The sequence below is a fragment of the Pseudomonas baetica genome (genome assembly GCF_019733355.1).
Lineage (GTDB): Bacteria > Pseudomonadota > Gammaproteobacteria > Pseudomonadales > Pseudomonadaceae > Aquipseudomonas > Aquipseudomonas baetica_A.
Genome location: NZ_JAIHLQ010000020.1, coordinates 13,371 through 30,114, shown reverse-complemented (window position 1 = coordinate 30,114; position 16,744 = coordinate 13,371). Strand labels below are relative to the sequence as shown.

Annotated in this window: 17 protein-coding genes; 1 reads left to right on the top strand and 16 read right to left on the bottom strand. The window is 51.7% G+C overall.

Features of this window, described 5'->3' with window-relative positions; all coding sequences use genetic code 11:
* Window positions 1–131: 131 nt before the first annotated feature.
* From K5E40_RS19050 to K5E40_RS19005, 10 genes are all read right to left on the bottom strand, one after another.
* Window positions 132–1,142 carry a type II secretion system protein gene (locus K5E40_RS19050; RefSeq protein ID WP_169904161.1) on the bottom strand — a complete coding sequence of 337 codons (1,011 nt, stop codon included), beginning with the start codon at window positions 1,140–1,142 and terminating at the stop codon, window positions 132–134.
* Entirely contained in the window at window positions 1,126–1,650 is a 525-nt protein-coding gene (locus K5E40_RS19045; protein WP_169904160.1) for a type II secretion system protein, read from the bottom strand. The genes K5E40_RS19050 and K5E40_RS19045 overlap by 17 nt, the downstream gene beginning before the upstream one ends.
* Window positions 1,647–2,816: a type II secretion system F family protein gene (locus tag K5E40_RS19040; protein ID WP_169904159.1), complete on the bottom strand. Its 1,170-nt coding sequence runs from the start codon at window positions 2,814–2,816 to the stop codon at window positions 1,647–1,649. The genes K5E40_RS19045 and K5E40_RS19040 overlap by 4 nt, the downstream gene beginning before the upstream one ends.
* A 15-nt stretch (window positions 2,817–2,831) precedes the next feature.
* A complete protein-coding gene (locus tag K5E40_RS19035; RefSeq protein ID WP_169904158.1) occupies window positions 2,832–3,299 on the bottom strand; it encodes a prepilin-type N-terminal cleavage/methylation domain-containing protein in 468 nt (155 codons plus the stop codon).
* A gap of 275 nt (window positions 3,300–3,574) precedes the next feature.
* On the bottom strand, window positions 3,575–5,368 hold the full coding sequence (locus K5E40_RS19030) for a GspE/PulE family protein (protein ID WP_011922841.1): 1,794 nt from the start codon (window positions 5,366–5,368) through the stop codon (window positions 3,575–3,577).
* A 2-nt stretch (window positions 5,369–5,370) separates the two neighbouring features.
* Complete coding sequence (locus tag K5E40_RS19025) at window positions 5,371–6,051, bottom strand: hypothetical protein (protein WP_011922840.1); 681 nt, start codon at window positions 6,049–6,051, stop codon at window positions 5,371–5,373.
* Between the two features lies 1 nt (window position 6,052).
* On the bottom strand, window positions 6,053–6,469 hold the full coding sequence (locus tag K5E40_RS19020; RefSeq protein ID WP_153045957.1) for a hypothetical protein: 417 nt from the start codon (window positions 6,467–6,469) through the stop codon (window positions 6,053–6,055).
* Between the two features lie 79 nt (window positions 6,470–6,548).
* Window positions 6,549–7,478: a hypothetical protein gene (locus tag K5E40_RS19015; RefSeq protein WP_011922838.1), complete on the bottom strand. Its 930-nt coding sequence runs from the start codon at window positions 7,476–7,478 to the stop codon at window positions 6,549–6,551.
* Complete coding sequence (locus K5E40_RS19010) at window positions 7,478–9,130, bottom strand: type II secretion system protein GspD (protein ID WP_011922837.1); 1,653 nt, start codon at window positions 9,128–9,130, stop codon at window positions 7,478–7,480. The genes K5E40_RS19015 and K5E40_RS19010 overlap by 1 nt, the downstream gene beginning before the upstream one ends.
* Window positions 9,131–9,144: 14 nt before the next feature.
* On the bottom strand, window positions 9,145–10,026 hold the full coding sequence (locus K5E40_RS19005; RefSeq protein WP_169904230.1) for a hypothetical protein: 882 nt from the start codon (window positions 10,024–10,026) through the stop codon (window positions 9,145–9,147).
* A gap of 130 nt (window positions 10,027–10,156) precedes the next feature.
* Here K5E40_RS19005 and K5E40_RS19000 point away from each other — a divergent pair, with 130 nt between their 5' ends.
* Window positions 10,157–11,674, top strand: a complete 1,518-nt coding sequence (locus K5E40_RS19000; protein WP_228758997.1) for an HD domain-containing protein — start codon at window positions 10,157–10,159, stop codon at window positions 11,672–11,674.
* A gap of 52 nt (window positions 11,675–11,726) precedes the next feature.
* On the opposite strand, the gene K5E40_RS18995 is transcribed toward K5E40_RS19000, so the two are convergent.
* The 6 genes from K5E40_RS18995 to K5E40_RS18970 form a co-directional block, all read right to left on the bottom strand.
* Window positions 11,727–12,212, bottom strand: coding sequence for a hypothetical protein (locus tag K5E40_RS18995; protein ID WP_169904155.1), 486 nt, complete (start codon window positions 12,210–12,212; stop codon window positions 11,727–11,729).
* Window positions 12,213–12,217: 5 nt separating this feature from the next.
* Window positions 12,218–13,558, bottom strand: a complete 1,341-nt coding sequence (locus K5E40_RS18990; RefSeq protein ID WP_011922833.1) for a type IV secretion system DNA-binding domain-containing protein — start codon at window positions 13,556–13,558, stop codon at window positions 12,218–12,220.
* A 26-nt stretch (window positions 13,559–13,584) separates the two neighbouring features.
* On the bottom strand, window positions 13,585–14,280 hold the full coding sequence (locus K5E40_RS18985; protein ID WP_078465854.1) for a hypothetical protein: 696 nt from the start codon (window positions 14,278–14,280) through the stop codon (window positions 13,585–13,587).
* A gap of 39 nt (window positions 14,281–14,319) precedes the next feature.
* On the bottom strand, window positions 14,320–15,231 hold the full coding sequence (locus tag K5E40_RS18980; protein ID WP_169904154.1) for a hypothetical protein: 912 nt from the start codon (window positions 15,229–15,231) through the stop codon (window positions 14,320–14,322).
* Window positions 15,221–16,138 (bottom strand): hypothetical protein, encoded by a 918-nt coding sequence (locus K5E40_RS18975; RefSeq protein ID WP_169904153.1) that lies wholly within the window; start codon window positions 16,136–16,138, stop codon window positions 15,221–15,223. Before K5E40_RS18975 ends, K5E40_RS18980 begins: the two co-directional genes overlap by 11 nt.
* A 183-nt stretch (window positions 16,139–16,321) precedes the next feature.
* Window positions 16,322–16,693 (bottom strand): hypothetical protein, encoded by a 372-nt coding sequence (locus K5E40_RS18970; protein WP_011922829.1) that lies wholly within the window; start codon window positions 16,691–16,693, stop codon window positions 16,322–16,324.
* Between the last annotated feature and the right edge of the window lie 51 nt (window positions 16,694–16,744).

The following is a 16,744-nucleotide window of genomic DNA, read 5'->3' as shown; positions in this document are numbered from 1 at the left end:
ACCCTGCATTGCCGTCGGGAGGCGCAGAACAGTAAGTGCAATCTGCATTGCAGTCCTTTGTGGGCTTGGCGATGATGACTGAGTACGGCACTTATCAGTTAACCTATAGTGGCGAACGCCTCTTGTGAGGCTTAGGGGTAATAGCAGTACACGTCTACGAGCGAGTCCAGCTTGTTCCGCTCTTCCGCGGTCCCCCAGATATCCGTCTGGACAACCCACATGCTTCCGTTGTCGATAAGCCGGTACACGAACCCGAAAATACCGCTACCAGTGACACCAGGGTCGTAACCACCAGACATCATGCCAGGCCGTAACGAAGCCCTAGGGAGACCTCCATTCGAGCAAGTCGGCTTTATAACGCCCCAGCCATGTCTGACAAGGTATGTGCCTTTCTGAACATAGTTCGGTAGCAGATCCGAAAGGAGAGCGTTATTCCTCGACCTAATCTTAATATTGTCAACTGTCAGAATATTGTTAGTCGCGATGCTTACGCTTCCCGAGCCGGATGCAAGCTCTAGCTCCCCATTCAAAGCGGTAACCTTAGGGTTGACCTTGGAAAGCTGAATATCACCACCTTCTGCAATGGTTTGCTGCCCCATCAGGAGAGCAGTTTTCATTCTGTTGTCTTCGGGATCACCAGTTGCGATGCGACTCAATTTCGAATCAAGGGCCGGCTCTGTACCTGGGACACCAATAGTTGTCCTAACAGTATGGCTTGACGTATTTGTGATAGTGGTCGCAGGCAAACCGTTCGCAACATCCCCATCCCAGTCCGCAATAATGTTTTGAGAAATGCTGAAGGTGTAAACGGTGCAAGAGGTGTTAATGGCTGAGTTGAATTTGTTCTTGTTGGCAACTCCCGCGAGCATCGGTGGGGCCGTACCTTGAAGCACGATCTGGGCGTCTGTGCAGCTTGGACTGGCCGGCCAGACCCCATTCTTCATTCGATATGTGCGCACAGCATCCAAGAAAGTTTGCGTCTCTTGAATAGTCAAGCTGACGCGCCTCTCGTTGATCGACTCCATAAGCTTAGGAACCGTAAACACAGCCATAAGCGCGAGAATTGACAAAACTACTGACAGCTCGATGAGTGTGAAGCCCGCCTGAGCTTTGATTCTACTGCGATCAGCGTGTTTCTTCATCGTGCAAAATCCGTTTCTGATTGACAACCCAAGATGGGTATGAGGAATTCTTGATTCGCGTGGTGACTATCACCCGAGTCTTCCCACCTACAGTTTCGGTTGAATAGCCACCGTAGTCGCTCTGTAGGAACGGTAGGTCAACTGCCACGTAGCACCTGGCCGCGTCGAACTTCACCAGGATCTGGGAACCAAGGGCATTTTTTGTAGCCAGGTCGTAGTTGGTGGTCAGCTTCGACTGAAGCACCGTGGTCGATGCCCAGTTATCTAGAGAGCCATAGGTATGGGTGTATCGGCCCCGGGCATCTACAGATGTAGCCAGAACTTTCGTTCTAGCGATCTCGCAAATCTGCAAAATCATTTGAGCTTGCCCGATAGACCCCTCTACCTTTGCCTCGGTGATCCGCTCAAGTACTGGGGGCAAGATCGCAGTGCTGAGGATTGCCATGATAGCCAGCACGAAAATGATCTCCAAAAGAGTGAAGCCCGCTTGGGCATCGCGAGATCTCACATCTGTTTCAACGCTGAGTTGAGGTTTACAATCGGCATGTAGAACCCGATTGCGAACATCATGATGGTGAGAATCATCATTGCAAAACCGAGCATCGAAGCCGCTCTACTGACACGTGAGGAATACTCGAGGTAATAGGCACGCAAGGCTTCGTTGAGATTCGAGAGGATCATATCCCGGCCGCTGGGGCCCTGTTCCTCGAATCCCTGCAAGTTTTGATGGACAATCGTGGGCCATTCCGGACTGTCAAACACATCAGAGAGCTGACGGCCTTCAGTCAACCGGTCAGCCGCCTCTAGGTAAAGGCGATGGCTAAGCCCCTTCGATCGCACTGCGAGAAACCGAAAGCTCTGAAGGTTGTTGAAACCGCTACCCAGTAACAGCTGGTAAGAGGTTACAAAATCGAGTCCTCGGGAGATCTTCATCCGGTCGTTGATGAATGAAAAGATCGGCAGCGTACGAATGTTGTCCCAGATTTTCTCCCGGAATACATAGGTAGCGGCGACTGCAGCAATCAAGAAGACAAAATACTGGGTGTAGACCATGTACAGAAACATGATCATTTTACTCATGCTGTTGAGTTTAAGCGGAATGCGTTGAACCTCAATGAAGTCGTGCATTGTGCCGCCAGCCCATAGCGGGATACCAATCATGAACAAGCATCCCAGGACCGTATAGAGGAGGCCTTGCTGCATGGCCTTACCGAATTCTTTCTTGGCGTTAATCCGCTCCTGAATAGCTTTTGAAGCTCTGAAGAGCGATTCGGATAGCTTTCCTGCCTTCTCGCCGGCGTCCGCAACCAAGATTGCGGTTTCATCAAACCGCAGCTTGGTAAAATATTCTTTGGGGGTTTCGCACTGATCTAGCTCGGCGTAGGTAATGCCAAGACGCTCATGATCGACCGACTCCTTGATTGCCTTGCCGATTGTTTTACCGCTCGCCAGCTTTGAACCAATTGCAGAGAGAATCAGAACCTGTTCAACAAGTTGGAATCGTTTCTCAAACGTAGCCTTTACAGCACCCAGGTGATCAATCTTTACTTGCTGGATGAAGGCCGGGGGGCGACCGGAGAGAGTAATGGCTTGCTCGCGACTCTCTGCTTTGATTGACGAAGAAGTTTCGATGGAGCCGGACTCTCCGATGTAGCGAATCTGCCAGTAAGCCATTATCTCATTTCCCGATCAGTTGCAGCGGTAAGTGACAGCGATCCGGGTGTTACCAGAGGCAGTTGCCGACTGCACGTTGTTATTCGAGGAAAGGGCGGTTGCCATATCAGAAGCGGTTTTGGCATCCGTTGAATCGATGGTGTAGTTGATGGTGACGGTGTTCGAGGTCACACCAGCGACACTCCAGTCAGTGTTCCATACGGTGGTGGTCGGCAGGCCACGCGCGAGCAGCAGCTGTTTGGTGATCGAGGTGCTGGAGCAGGTATTGGTACGGGATACCTGACGCGTAATGGCGGACGGGAAGTCTTTCTCGAGCTGTGTCAGCGCGGTGCTGTACTTGGCGTCTTCCTTGTTCTGGAGCAAGCCAGGCAGAATGTACGCAGCCAGCATGGCCAGGATGGCGATTGCGATTACGATTTCCAGAAGGGTGAAGCCCTTCTGAACTTTCAGCGCTTGGTTTGAAACTCGGTGTTGGTGTTTCATCTCGGAGTTGCCTCGGTTTTCATGACTGTTTGTAAACGCAGATGATGTGAGCTGAATCTGCTGCTAGGTGCTACTGGTACCGCCGAGGCGGCCGTCCATGACAGAGCTAAAGACCTCATGCAGGACAGGGGTGAATCGAAATCCCCCATCCGAATGCCATCCATCGCCCTGTTTTCCGGGAGATATCTGCACTGCAAGATTGTCTTGGATGTTGTGGGGACACGCTATCCAAAACACCCTTCCCAAATTCCATAGGTGTCGCCACTCAGTAAAGGTCAGAGCTGTGGCTGAATTCGAAGATGCGAAGGTGTTTGTTGCCCGGCCGGATGTGACAAGCCCTTGGCCCCATGCTGACTTGCCCGGCCTGCACTTAGGCGGTCAGTCAAATAAGGACGCAGATGCTTTTCGAGCTCTTCGAAGCTGGTGATGCCGGCCTTGACCAGACGCAAACCATCGTCCCAGAGATCGAGGAAGGAGCCGTCCGCAATTGCGTTCCTGCGCATGGTGTTAGGCGGCACGCCAGCCAGGATTGCTTCCTGGATATCAGGCGTGAACTCAAGGATTTCCAAGATGCCAGCCCTGCCTTTCATGCCACCCGATTCATGCCCGCACTTCTCACAACCCTTGGGGTTGGCGCGATAGAGGCAGACATCGGTGTCCCCATTGAATATCTGGTTCAGACCATAGAGCGAAGCCTGGGCCGCAGAATCTTTTAATCTGTACTCAACCTTGCAACCGCTGCAAAGTCGGCGTACTAGCCGTTGGGCTGCAAACGCAGAGGTGTTGGAAGCGATTATGTCCAGCGGGATGTTCATTCGCTCAAGTCGACCGATCGACTCGTGGGCGTTGTTAGTGTGCAGGGTAGTTAGCACCAAGTGACCAGTTTGAGATGCCTTGAATCCCAGATCAGCCGTCTCCTCATCACGCATCTCACCAACGTAAATAACGTCAGGGTCTTGCCGCAAAAGGGCCCGAAGCGCGTCAGCAAAAGTCAGATGTTTCCCGCACTCAGTATGCGACATCCCCTCATGCTGAATTTCAACCGGCTCTTCGATGGTGTGGTAGTTACGATCAGGGTTATTGCGATATGCATCAACGAGCACAGCGCTGAGCGTGGTTGTTTTTCCAGAACCAGTCGGCCCGGTCATAGCTATGAGACCGTTAGGCTGGTTACCTAGCCGTCGCAAGATGTCCTCGTTGCGCTTCGAAAGGCCAAGCTGCGGAAGGCTAGAAAGCTGGGTGTTGTTTCCGAGAAGACGCAACACTAGCTTCAGCGCTTTATCAGAGCCGCGCTGGACGGGCAAAGAGCTCAACCGTAGGTTGATTTTTTTATTGCCCGTCAAATCGAAGCTGAATTTGCCGTCCTGGGGAGTACCTGTTTCAAGAATCAGGTTGCTTCGAGTTTCAATCGCCACCCGGCAGATAGAGTCATGAAGGGTGTTTAAATAGGTTCTTTGGGTTCGAAGATCACCATCGATGCGATAGCGCACCTGAACCCGATCACCCTGCGTGGGCTGCAGATGGATATCGGTAGCGTCCTTCGATGCAGCTTCACGAATCATGTCGTCAATACGCTTGGCAGCAAGCTGTTTAGCTTGTTCACCATCTGCGGTGATGACTTCATCATCATCGATAACGGTGTTGCGTAACCCGTCTAGTTTGGCTGCACCAATGACGCCAACACGAAGCTCGCTATCGGTCTTCAGCTCCCCTTCGTTCTTTTTCTGACGGGCCCAAGCCAAAGCTCGTGAAATGGACCGCTGATCCAGAGGATTGGTCAGAAACACAATGCCATCGTAAACGCAGTAGTTTTCAGAGGGGCCCGGTAGGACAGCTTTCCGCCCCTCTTCAACCTCGACAAATGCAGGACGACTCAATGCTGTTGCTACAGCAGCAACTAATGCGTCCTCGTTATTCGTCATCCGAGCAATGTCTGGGATGATCGACTCAACGGACTCAGACGGCGGTAACGACTGAGCCTGTGAATTGGTGATCTTCCCCTCGGAAACTAGAAGATTGAGAATTTTCTTCTGTTGAAGCTCAATAGATCGTATGTTTTCAGAGCTCATAGTCAGTCGTCCGCATAGCGCTTGGAAGATGTCCAGTCAATTGAAACTACCTGGGTTCCCTTAGGCCCCTTCAAATATGCTTTATCAACTGAGAAGCGAGTCAGAGTGAGGTCATAGACCTTCTCACCAACACGGAGGATCCGGTCGCCGTCATTGGTTCTGAGAATGATTGAGTCGCCGCGAACTTCTTGGAGAGAAAGGATCTTCTTATCGTCGTCATCAGATGCCGGCTGCTTTTGTGGTTCTGGACGCTCTTGATTCGGCAAGGGTGCCTGTTGTAGACGCTGCTGATTGCCAAAAGCGGAATTCGGCGTGCTGGGTACGGCCCCGCTCATGGTCGGCTGATCGAGCATGAAGGGCATCGCATTGGGGACGATTGGTGAGCCAGAACTCTGGAACGGGTTGACCTCGGAAACTCGGCCCTGCTTGCGCACCTCTACGCCCAGTTTCTGGATGCTTTCCACCCCAAGTGGATTACCTTCATTATCAACAATGAAACTGGCATCGGACATCTTCTTATAGGTTTCAGCCATGTCGGCTTGGATCTTCAAGAGGTCGCGCTTGTATTCCATTGCACTGAGGGTCTTCTGACGGTCAAGTACCTGGTCAGCATCATCTGCGAAGATCGGACATGCAACAACAGCAGTCACTGCCATTACCAATAAGTTAGGAAAGAATTTCATCTCAGGTCCCTACAACAGTGATGTTTAACTTCATGATTCCGCCTGAGATCGTGTAGTCATACAAGAACGTCGGAACCTCAGATTGGATTTTTTTCACGGCTCCAAGTACAGCCCGCGGCGAGCCGCTTACTTGAGCCGTCCAGTTTCGGAGAGGCCCAGAATAAGTATTGGCTTGTTCACTTTTGGCTTGATCATCCAGAGCTTTGAAAGAAACTCTGTGGATCGCAGCGGTAGCACTGGCCATTTTCCATGAGCTTTCAAGCTTCGGCAGTACCGGAAGCTTATTAATGGCATCAATTTCGTTCTGTAACCCGTTATTGACACGATCTATCTGCTTGTAGTCATTAGGTAGCTTTCGGTCTTCACTCAGCGACATCGTCACTTTGAGACTGATGAAAACTACAGAAATCATCGCCAAGTACATGGCGCCGGTGAAGAGAGGCTCACCACGGGTGTTTTTGCCCTTGGCCCCAAATCTTTTCCGGAAGGATTGAATATTAATACGCTACCTCCAGTGCATCAGGAGATACAGTCAAGAGATAGGACATTTGGGGCATCAACTTTGATGTAACACCTGGAATCTTTCCCGAAAGATCCACTGCAAAATCAGGCCGCGTCATAAAAACATGCCCAGCTGTAAAACCATTTGTGTGCCCGGCAGCAGTAGGCGTAGATATCTTGGGATCGAAGGCAAGAACCTGATCTATTCTCGAAATAACGACGCCATCATTTGGTATGGTCTGAAGCCGTTCTTTCAACAGGCCCGCGACGCGCGTATCCAAGTCGCTGCTTAACTTCTTTTTGGTTGTGTATTCGGCCATATTCATCGTGAAAACCGCATACATTGTGTAGTTGTAGCCAACGGCGGCGACAGCAGCAACGATGCAAATCGCTAGAGCGAGATACCAACGCTTTGTACGTTCGTGTTGCTTTTTGGAAAAGAGCTCAACTCGTGTAAACGCTGGCGTCGATGGAAGGATCAGGTCGGTGATGTCAACGCGGATTCTTGGCGCTGCGAGCAGATCATAGCCATATAAGTCCGCAGAGTAGTTGTCGATATACTCAGAGGATCGCTTGATATTTGCAGGACTGTCATAGTCAGTCCCATTCTGCATTTGCAGGTATACGCCACCTGCTTCGCTGGTAGGGAATACAACAACCTCGTGCCCCAAGGGCACAAGGTTGTTTGCAAATAAGAGCTGCCAGAGGCCATACACGTTTGTGCCGGGAAAATCCTCCCTTAACGTGCCGAGCTCATTCTCATCAATATAGATTGGTGGACGACCATCCGGGCCGGCATGCTCAATGACCGTGAATACTTCAGCATCACGGCCAGTTGCCAAAGCATCGGTACCGATAGCGTCACGGAAGATGATGACTTCTTCACCACCTATCTTGATCGGTATCCCAAGCTGAAGTTCTGCCATTACAACGCCCCTTGCACCAATGTTGGGGTTACGACCAGAACCAGTTCACGCCGCTCCAGAGAGTTGTTAATGCCTTGAGTGAGCGGATTAAGAATCGCTTTGGTCACCAGGTTCTGCCATGGCAACTGGCGCATGGCTTCGTTCATACGCTTTGTGATCAAACCACCAAGGTGCACTGACTGGCCCGAGGAAGTAATCAACTGGGTGCTGAACTCTTTAAGATTCACTCTCGGAGTATTGAACGAATAATCACCGATGTTGATTGTGTCCGGGTCATTCAGGTTGGAAATCACAGGCCAGACATCAACAAGCAACTGGTCATTATCAAGAACACGGACAGTAACGCTAAGCGTTACACCAACCTTCAGTCGGCCAAGCTTAGGGGTCACTGTTACGTTTCCGCTCTCATCCTGAGATTGTTCAACATCAACGATGTAGGTCAGTTCCTCACCGGCGTAGATTTGAGCTGGGACGCCATTGCGGACAGTGATGTTGGGTTGATCTTTAAGCTCAACACGGCCGTATTGCTCGAGGAATTTAACCAGAGCCGATGCCGTTACCTTGGAGGAGGTGTAGGTTCCTTGAACGTTCCAGAAAGGGTCGTCGCTCTTAGGAGACGTGTTAAAGAAATTCAGGCCGAGGGGGTTCCCGCTGACCGTAGAATTGACCAACAGATTCCAGTCGATCCCCTTTTGCTTGCCATCTGTCAGGAGGACGTCATAAGCCTCGACCTGAACGTTCACAACCTTCGTGGACTCTTCGATTGCACGCTTAAGATATCGATCAAGAACCTTCATCTTTGAAGGCTTGCCGCCGGCAGTAACGATGCCTACAGACCGAATGCCCTCGATGTACGCAGGTGCTTCCTCAGAGTCACCCAAGCCGCCAATCATAGCTGGGAGTTGAACGTCGAAATTCAACCCAGAACTTTGTTGGTTCGATGGGCCAGTGGGGGAGTTGCTACCGCGGCTTCCAGATCCAACGCTCGTACTATCTGCAGTACCCATTGAGCGCGTAGAGCCGCCTTTATCCGAGGCGGCACCGATGATCTTTCTGGCACCTTCCATGATTTTGGTCCACTCGTCCTCAGACAGGGTGAAACCAATGATGTTGCCAGTGGACGTGCCGGTTTCCTTGGTATTGTCTTCACTGTCACCCGCTTTGGCACCGCGGGTTTGAGTAGACGCAATCACGTTGTTTACGTTACGGGTCGAGGCAAAAGCTGCCAAGTTCCATTCACGCGTAGAGTAATTGCTGACAAAAATTCGGTTACCTTCGATCTTTATGTCGAGATCACGAGTTCCCTCAATGTACTCGATGAAATCCGCCATCTGCATGCCGTCAGCGGATACGTCGATAGTGTCATTCAGATTTACCTTACCGCGCGGGATAATTGAATAACCCGGAAGTGTTTCAGCCAGGACGGAGCGCAGGGGAATCCCCTTCTTGCTCAGGAACACCGGCTTACGCCTGGCGGCATCCTCCGTGCGAATCTCACGCACATAGGTATTGCCCCGAAGAGCCTGCATTTTCTCTTTAGCATCGGGCCGCAGGGCACCGTACTGAGTTTCAGGGGAGAATTCGAATTGGCTCTGGCAACCGAGCAACCCGGAGGCCAGTGTCAGTGCAAGTACAATATGCTTGAGCTTCATTAGCTGGCCTTACGTTACGGGCGATCGGTGAGGAGGATCATTGGAGAAGGGTTGCCACCGGCATCCTTCAAATCCCAAAAATATTGGTAACGGACTTTGGCGTCGCGAACCGAGGCCGTAAGACTTCGGAGTGCGACATCCCGAGCATCCGTGGAAACGAATTCATAGGTGCGAACCTCAAGTTCTGGCTTACGGCTGAAGTCAGTCTTCACACGCCAGCCATTCGGCATGATGCCGGTTACGATTTGCTTGATTGTTGCTGCCTGGTACTCAGCGGTAACCGTTTCGTTCATCACGACTGTGGGATCGATTCGCTCCAGGATCACCCGCTTATGGGCAGAAGACTCAATCACTTCAGCATTGTTTTCGGCCAGCATTAGCAGCTGGTCGCTATGAGCCTTGATATTGGCCACTGCTGCGACTTGCTCATACTTCAGGCGTTCTGCTTGTTGCTGAGCTTGTCGGTTAAGCGCTAGCGCTTGCTGAATCTCTACCTGCTGCGCAAGCAGATCGGAACGGCGCTTAGCCGCAGTTGCTTCGGCGGTAGCTTTAGCAGCCTCCAATTGGCGCTCAGTTTCCTTACGCGCATTCATCAGAGACTGCTTATTTGTTTCAAGGTCAGCCAGGGTTTGCCGGTACTTACGCTCCGTTTCAGTTTCCTGAACGGAAATCACTGGATCATCAGCAGAGAGATCGAGTTGAAGGCCGTGTGAGGGCTTAGTCTGCTGGTAGTCGACGGGTTGGTTGATGTTTTGCGCACGACCGGCCTCATAGGACCGATCGAACGGGGACAAGGCTTCGTTGCGTGCGAGGGCGCTGTCGCTGAACGCGCTATTCGCCGCATAAGCCGCTTGGCAGCCGATCATCAGTGCCAGGATGGACAGGGCATGCTTCACAAACAAAATCCTTTGGAGGTGACTGTTACCGTAATAGTGGAAGGCCAGTGCTCCAAAAACGCGGTTTTGGTTGGAACTTTTCGAAAAAAACCGGCACCCTTTTTGAGTCCCCGCTTTTGGTATGTCAAAAATGAGCTCTTCAGCAGCATCGAGCACTAAATCCGCGATGTTCCCATTGATCGTCATGTTGGCTTTGGTGATCGGTGGATACGCGGCCTACCTCGTCGAGATCGGCGAGGAACTCAACTACCAGGCACACGCGCTTGCGCCCGTCTGGTACATGTTCAAGCCACACTTGGTTACGCAGGTGATTTCGGATGGTGGCTACTTGGGTACCCTTGCTGCTGTAGGCATGAATATTGTCCACGCCTTATTGTTCTCGGCGGTGGCTTACTCCCTCGTAACCATAGGCTTTGCGAAAATCTATGCTCCACGCAACGATCAGCCCAAAGCTGAGGAAATGGAGGAACCAGATCCAGCGGTAACAGGCATTTATCCTTGTGACATTCCTGGTTGCACGATGATGGTAATGATCCCGGATAGCCGAGATGCCAGCACTGGGGCAGTCATTCCTGGTGTTAAGGATACGGACCCCTTTGAGCAATACTATTTGCGATGCGACCGCGCACCGGTCGCCACTGCTAGGCCGCCAGAATCGCCGATTGAAAAGCTCCAAGTTGCCATTCTTGAGTTACTCAAGGCTCATCCAGAAGTTCCGGCGAGCGTAGGACATCACCATGCTGATGCATCTCTCGGGGACCACTCCATAGCAATCTCTAAATCCGTTGCTGATTACATGCGTGCCAAAGGTTGGGAGGAGCCTCTTGCTCGCGTCGCCGGCCTGGCTCACGACATCGACAAGCTCCTCGCGTATCAGCAAAAAGGCCCTGGTGAATGGGTCAAACGCAAGGACGCGACCCACCACAACACATTCAGTGCTTATCTAGTCCGGCAACAGCCCGAGTTCAACTCGCTTGCCCCTGAGGACCGCTTCACGCTCACGATGGCTCTGCGTTACTACCACCACCCGACCCATCTGCCCACTAATGCAGGGGACCGCGTAGAGCGGCTCATTAGCGCTATCCGGCATGCCGACGGAAAGATTATTCAGTCTGAGAAAGCGGCAGGTATCGCTGCTGCTCAAGCTGCCTCAAATACGGTCGATCTTGTTGCTTCGGCAGTAGAGAAGTTCTTGAACGTGGCAGATATCAATGCTTACCGTGGCGGTCAAGATGCAGGCTGGACGAAGGATGCTTTCGAGTATGTGATCATGCCCATGTCACGCTTGATTGAGTCCCTTGATGAATTTTTACCCAACGCTCTTGCTCGTCAAATGCAGTTGGGCGTGGACTCACGAAGCTTCAGCCACCCGTCGATTCCCGTAATCAAGAATGCACTCGATTCACTAGGCCTTCTCATGTGGAAGGTCAAGGACATGGAAAGCCCCACTGCGATGTTCGACGTAAGGGTTGGTGTGAAACCATGGAAGGCCTGCGTGCTTCTCAATAAGGATCGAATCTCCGAATTGCTCCCAACAACAGTGCCTAAATGGGGAACCACCAAGTACGGAAACGTCAAAGTGCTACGTCCAACACTCGACAAAAATGAAGACGACAACGAAACGCCGGATGCAGACGCAACCAGCTAAAAGATTCTGCATGCGGAAACTTTTCCCCGGGGCAATCCCGGGGAAAGTGATCTTAAGGGGTGCTCAAAATCCGAAGGGCTGCCTCAGTTCTGACAACCCTTTCAGCACGATCTATCTCCCCCATTTCGTTCCAGCAGTGATAGGCCTCTTCGTACTTTGCTTGTCGCTCTGATATGCGGCACAGGGTCGTCTGATACTCTGACCCGGATAAGTAATCTTTCGCGAACTGCTTCAACGAATCGTCGCGACCGGTCTCCCAGAGAAGAGTGGCTACGGTATCGATTGCATGCTTTCTGTTTTCGCCACTGATGCCGAAGTATTTCATTCTGAGTTGACCAGAATTATTGCGGCTAACGTATTGGGCAAGCATCCGCTCAGCGTGCTGGTACTTACCCATTAGAACAGCCTGGTCCGCGCCCGAGAGTTGGCTCCGATCCTGCAATTCAGATTCAGAGGGTGCGAAGAAAGGCTTCTCGTCGTGAGCACAACCCGACATGGCAAGGACAGCCATAGCCAAAATGGAATAGCGCTTGATCATCACAATCACCGGAAATGGTTCACGAGCGAGTATGGACCTCCGGTACCGAACAAAAGGTTCTCGCGCGGCAGGAGAGATTTCAGCAAGGTCGGACGAACACCAAACAGCTTCGTTATTTCTTGGTACGAGGCATCAGGGGTCTTGAGCAGGAAAAACGTTGCAAAGTTCTTGAGCAGATCTTTGGTGACCTGGTCGGGCTGCTGCACACCACACCAGACGCCAACACCATAGCCTCGACCTTCCGTACCGATTCGGTTAAACGGACTTATTGGAGAGACGGAGATTTCCTTGATGTGTTTACCCTCGTCCGCAATGAGGATGTGAGCTGGAAATTTAGGGTTGAAGGCGTTGTTACGCTTGGTCTCCATTACCCCCATTGCGAATACCTGGCTTGCGATAATCCGCATGATCACTTGCTGGTGAGCTGGGCTCAGAGCGGTGAGATCATAGCGGTTGATTTTTCCCTGCCTCGGCTTAGACGGATTGCCGGTGAACAGCCTGCTATCAACCATCCCTTGGATGATTGCTTTGAGACTGTATAGAGTTTCCTTTGACCAATGTTCCCAGTCGCTACGGGCGCCATTTCGATTTGTGAGGGCATCGAAGTTGATAAGCTTTGAAGCATGACCTTTTAGCGTGTCCTCAAGGGTCGCTCGAATTTCGTGAACTCGCTCCTCAATTGCTGAATTAGGCTCCTCATCGATCTTCATCTTCCGGATGTCTTTTTCAGCCTGGTTTTTGGCCTGGCCAAAGGCCTTAAAGATGTCCGCAACGGTGGTGGTGTCCATTCCCCCAGTGAGGGCATTAAAGATCAAATCGATCTCACCAAGCACGTCGATCAAGGTTGGAGATTGCCGCGCCCAAGTCTCAGGGTCATCGTGGTCGATTCCTGACTTCGTGTAGACCGTCTTTAGAATCTCGATGAGGTAGTTCAGCTGCTTCGGGCCTGCCTGCGGGTTGAAGACCTTAACAAGCTCTTTAACGTACTCAATTGTACGCACGACTCCCCCACCCTCCTCTGTCCGCGGGACCTGCAGCGGATTGAGCGAGCAGCCGTCTTGGTAGTAGTTGAACTTGATCTCATTAAAGTCTTCAGGGTGGAGCATATGCCCCAAGCCCGTAGCCTCAAAGTTCGAATGCGCGAAGTCACCCTTAATGTCGATAACGTGTAGGGTCGTACCTCGCACATACACATTTGCTGCCATGTGATGGATCGTATGTGTCTTACCGGCACCCGACCCCCCAAGGAAAATGATGTTGAAATTGGTGACCGACGGATACGACCATATTTTGGGTTCGCCAGTCTTCGCGTCCACACCGATATGGATGTCTACGAAATGGTCCAACCCACTCCCGCGAGATACGCCTTGTGCTAACGCTGAAGGTGCGTGTGCTGAAGCTTGATGCATTTGATTTTCTCTAAGAATTTTAGGTCAGCGGCGATGCGCTGCGGAATTGAATCGCCCTGAAACCGGACGTAGGGAAACTTGCAGGTGGTGCACTTCAGCTCTTCGTTACGCAATTTGGCTGAATTACCTGGGGTGTCGGCAATCACATCGATTGACTCATCATCCCCGCATTCACACTCAACCAGGATGCCGCTCTTGCTCAACCGTACTGCTCGATCATCAAACTCACCCCGAACCTTGGCCAATGGCTCAATGTCCTGATCGAAACCACCTACGAGGTCGATGAAGATGTCGCTCCAAGCCTCGTCATGTGGTTTCTGAATTTCGACGCCATCAACCTTGGACTTCACACCATGTAAGACGTGAGCTAACTCATGGGGGATAACCTCTCTGATCATCACCTCGAAGTCCTGCATCAAGAATAAGGCCTGCAGGTTGAGCTTCACGATACCGTGGGGCTGCCCCCGTATCAGCATGACGTCTAGGTTTGATGAGGAGTGGTCGCTCAATGAGTAGTCGAACCGGAGATCGATCCACACGTCCTCACCAGGAAAGCCAACCTTCTGCAAAAGCCGACTAACCTCTTTGGCCGCATGTATCTCCCGGGCGTACTCAGCGTTGTGCTGATAAATCAGTGGGAATTTCAGATTCTCGTTCATACCCCAATAGTGGGACTGGACTGCCCCATTTTGGAGAAGTCACCTGGTCGAGGGGTGAAGCAAGCCGTAAATCTTGTCCCACTCAGTGAAGTCACCAACGTTGCCGGCTTTCACAAAACGATCCATGGCATCGACTGGACCATTCTGAATGTGCTCGATCGTACCGATGTCTTTGCGTGGCCATCTATTCTTTCCAACTGCGAAAACGGCCTTCTTGGCCTTCTCAATGTCGACCTCTAGGAGACACTCACCATTGGCAGGAATAGAGCCCAAAGGAGGCTCTGCGGGGAGCTCAGTTGGTTCGGGAACCACATTGACATGTGATGGTGTGCCAGTGGTCGTGGTGCATGAGGTTGGGGTCCTCATGCGAGGCTTCATGTGCGCTAGAAGAGCAGTATCACTCAATGATGGATAAAGCAGCTTGGCTAGCCCCAGGCAGTGCAGCTGCAGATGGAAAATGTCGGTGTCGGATAGCCCAACCAAAATAGACCTAGCACTACCATCCGAGTCATTTTCGAAGGCACGTATGCTAAGTGGGAATTCGAGGTCTGTCTCAAAGCCGGTCACCTGTTTCTTGGGAGCACCCGGCCGAATAATCTCATAGGTGAAATTGGGGGTATCGCCGGCTAACCATGCATAGAGTGATCTCACTCCACCCATGTCGAGAGTTAAGGAGATTTTTTGCATATCATCTTGCAAAAGAAACGTGCCCTTAACCTTCCGACTGAACACAAGCTTCAACCCAACGTGAACCTTAATTGCACGGCCCGCCTCGAAATCGTTCCTCAAGTAGAGGGCAACTCCAAGCCCGGCATTACTGAAAACCTGGTGGGTGCTCAGATGTCTACCTGTTCTAGGCTTTGCGGGGTTTACAGGGTTAAAACTCCAACCGGCCTCATCCATTGAACCCTTGAGGTAAGTTCGATGGACTGTCTCGAAGTCAATCAGCAAAAGACCTCCTCCTCGCGAAGCGGCGCTTGTGGAACCACAGAAGCCCAAGCGCCCCGAAAAGCCATACCGAGTGTGCTGCTGCACAAAGGATGTAGAAGGACCTCAAAATAACGGTATGGGCGCGGACACCATATCGACTGTCACCGATCACCCAGAAATGGCTGCCCTTCTTATACACAAGCACCGCCATCGTTCCATTAGATACAAGATCATTGTCGGAGCCAAAAGTCGTACCCAGCTCGGCTATCGGTTCTGACTTAAGCATCTCAATGCGCGCCCTGACTTGATCCCGAATGTAGGGATTGAATGCTGACGGCTCAAAGGTATCGCCTTGCCAGCAAACTAGACTACTTTCGCCACAGACCCGATCCATCTCAGAGGGCACCGCTACTGCCGCAACATTGCCCCAGGCAATGCTGAAATTCCAGCCTGGCAGAATTGTCTGCACAAGCAGCATGTGGAACAAAAGCGTTGTCGCTACCACGGTGCATTGAGCACTGAAAATCATGATCCGATCAAGCGTGCGCCATTGCTTCACAACCACCGTAACGCCGACCCCGAGTAGTGAGACAGCAGCCAGGCCGAGATTGAGGAACTGTGGGTTTACTGAAGGTCCAAAAATCAAATGGGCAAGCGTGTAGTTTTCACCTTGATGCCATAAAAGCAAGACGACAAAAAGCGCACCGAGTCCGCTTTTGGCGTTCAGTGTCCGACGAAAAATCATGGTTATCGATAGAGCAAAGGATAGGTAAATCAAGAGGTGAGAGTAATCGACGATCCAGTCGAAAATGTTGCCGGTGAACCAGTCACGGATGTAAGTGAACGAGAGGGAGAAATGGTCGAGATCAATGCTGCGGTCAGAGGCATCCTCGGTCCACATGATCTTGAAGAACTCTCTGTTAGACATTGGCAAGCGGCTTCTCAGTATGGGCGGTCACCTATGCTGCCGGTGAGGTCCTAAGATCGCTAGTCAAAATGGGGTAGGGAAAGTACAGGAGGCGTAAGGGCCGACTGCTCGGCCCTCGGTGCGTGTCCAGGTACACGCACGCCGGATGAGGTTGCGCCAGCAGAAGCAAGCGAGGAAGTAGGCTCACTTGCTTGAATACTGGAGCATCGAACCGCCAAGTATCGGCGGTAGGGTCTCGTTCTCGACGTTGCCCATAAATGAGTTACAGAAACTGATGTCCGCAAAGAGTACCAGTACGTGGTACCCAGGGTTGGCCATCTCGTCTTCTTGACTGAAGGCATAGTACCCAGTTCCTGGATGGTACCCGTGCAGCTCAATATTCCATTTCTCCATGGTATCGCGAACGAATTCAAGCGGCAGGGAGTCTTGGAAGTAAAGCTTGGGTGCCTCAGGCCGAGCAAGAATGCACTCTGCGCCGTAGCGAAAATGGCCCTCGAACGAAAAGCCTAAGTCTGTAACAAACTGGGGGGAATTGTCGCTAACGTGATCGTACATCGTGACACCTCATCGTCTGATTTCTGGGGCGGGCGCCACCTCCAATCAACC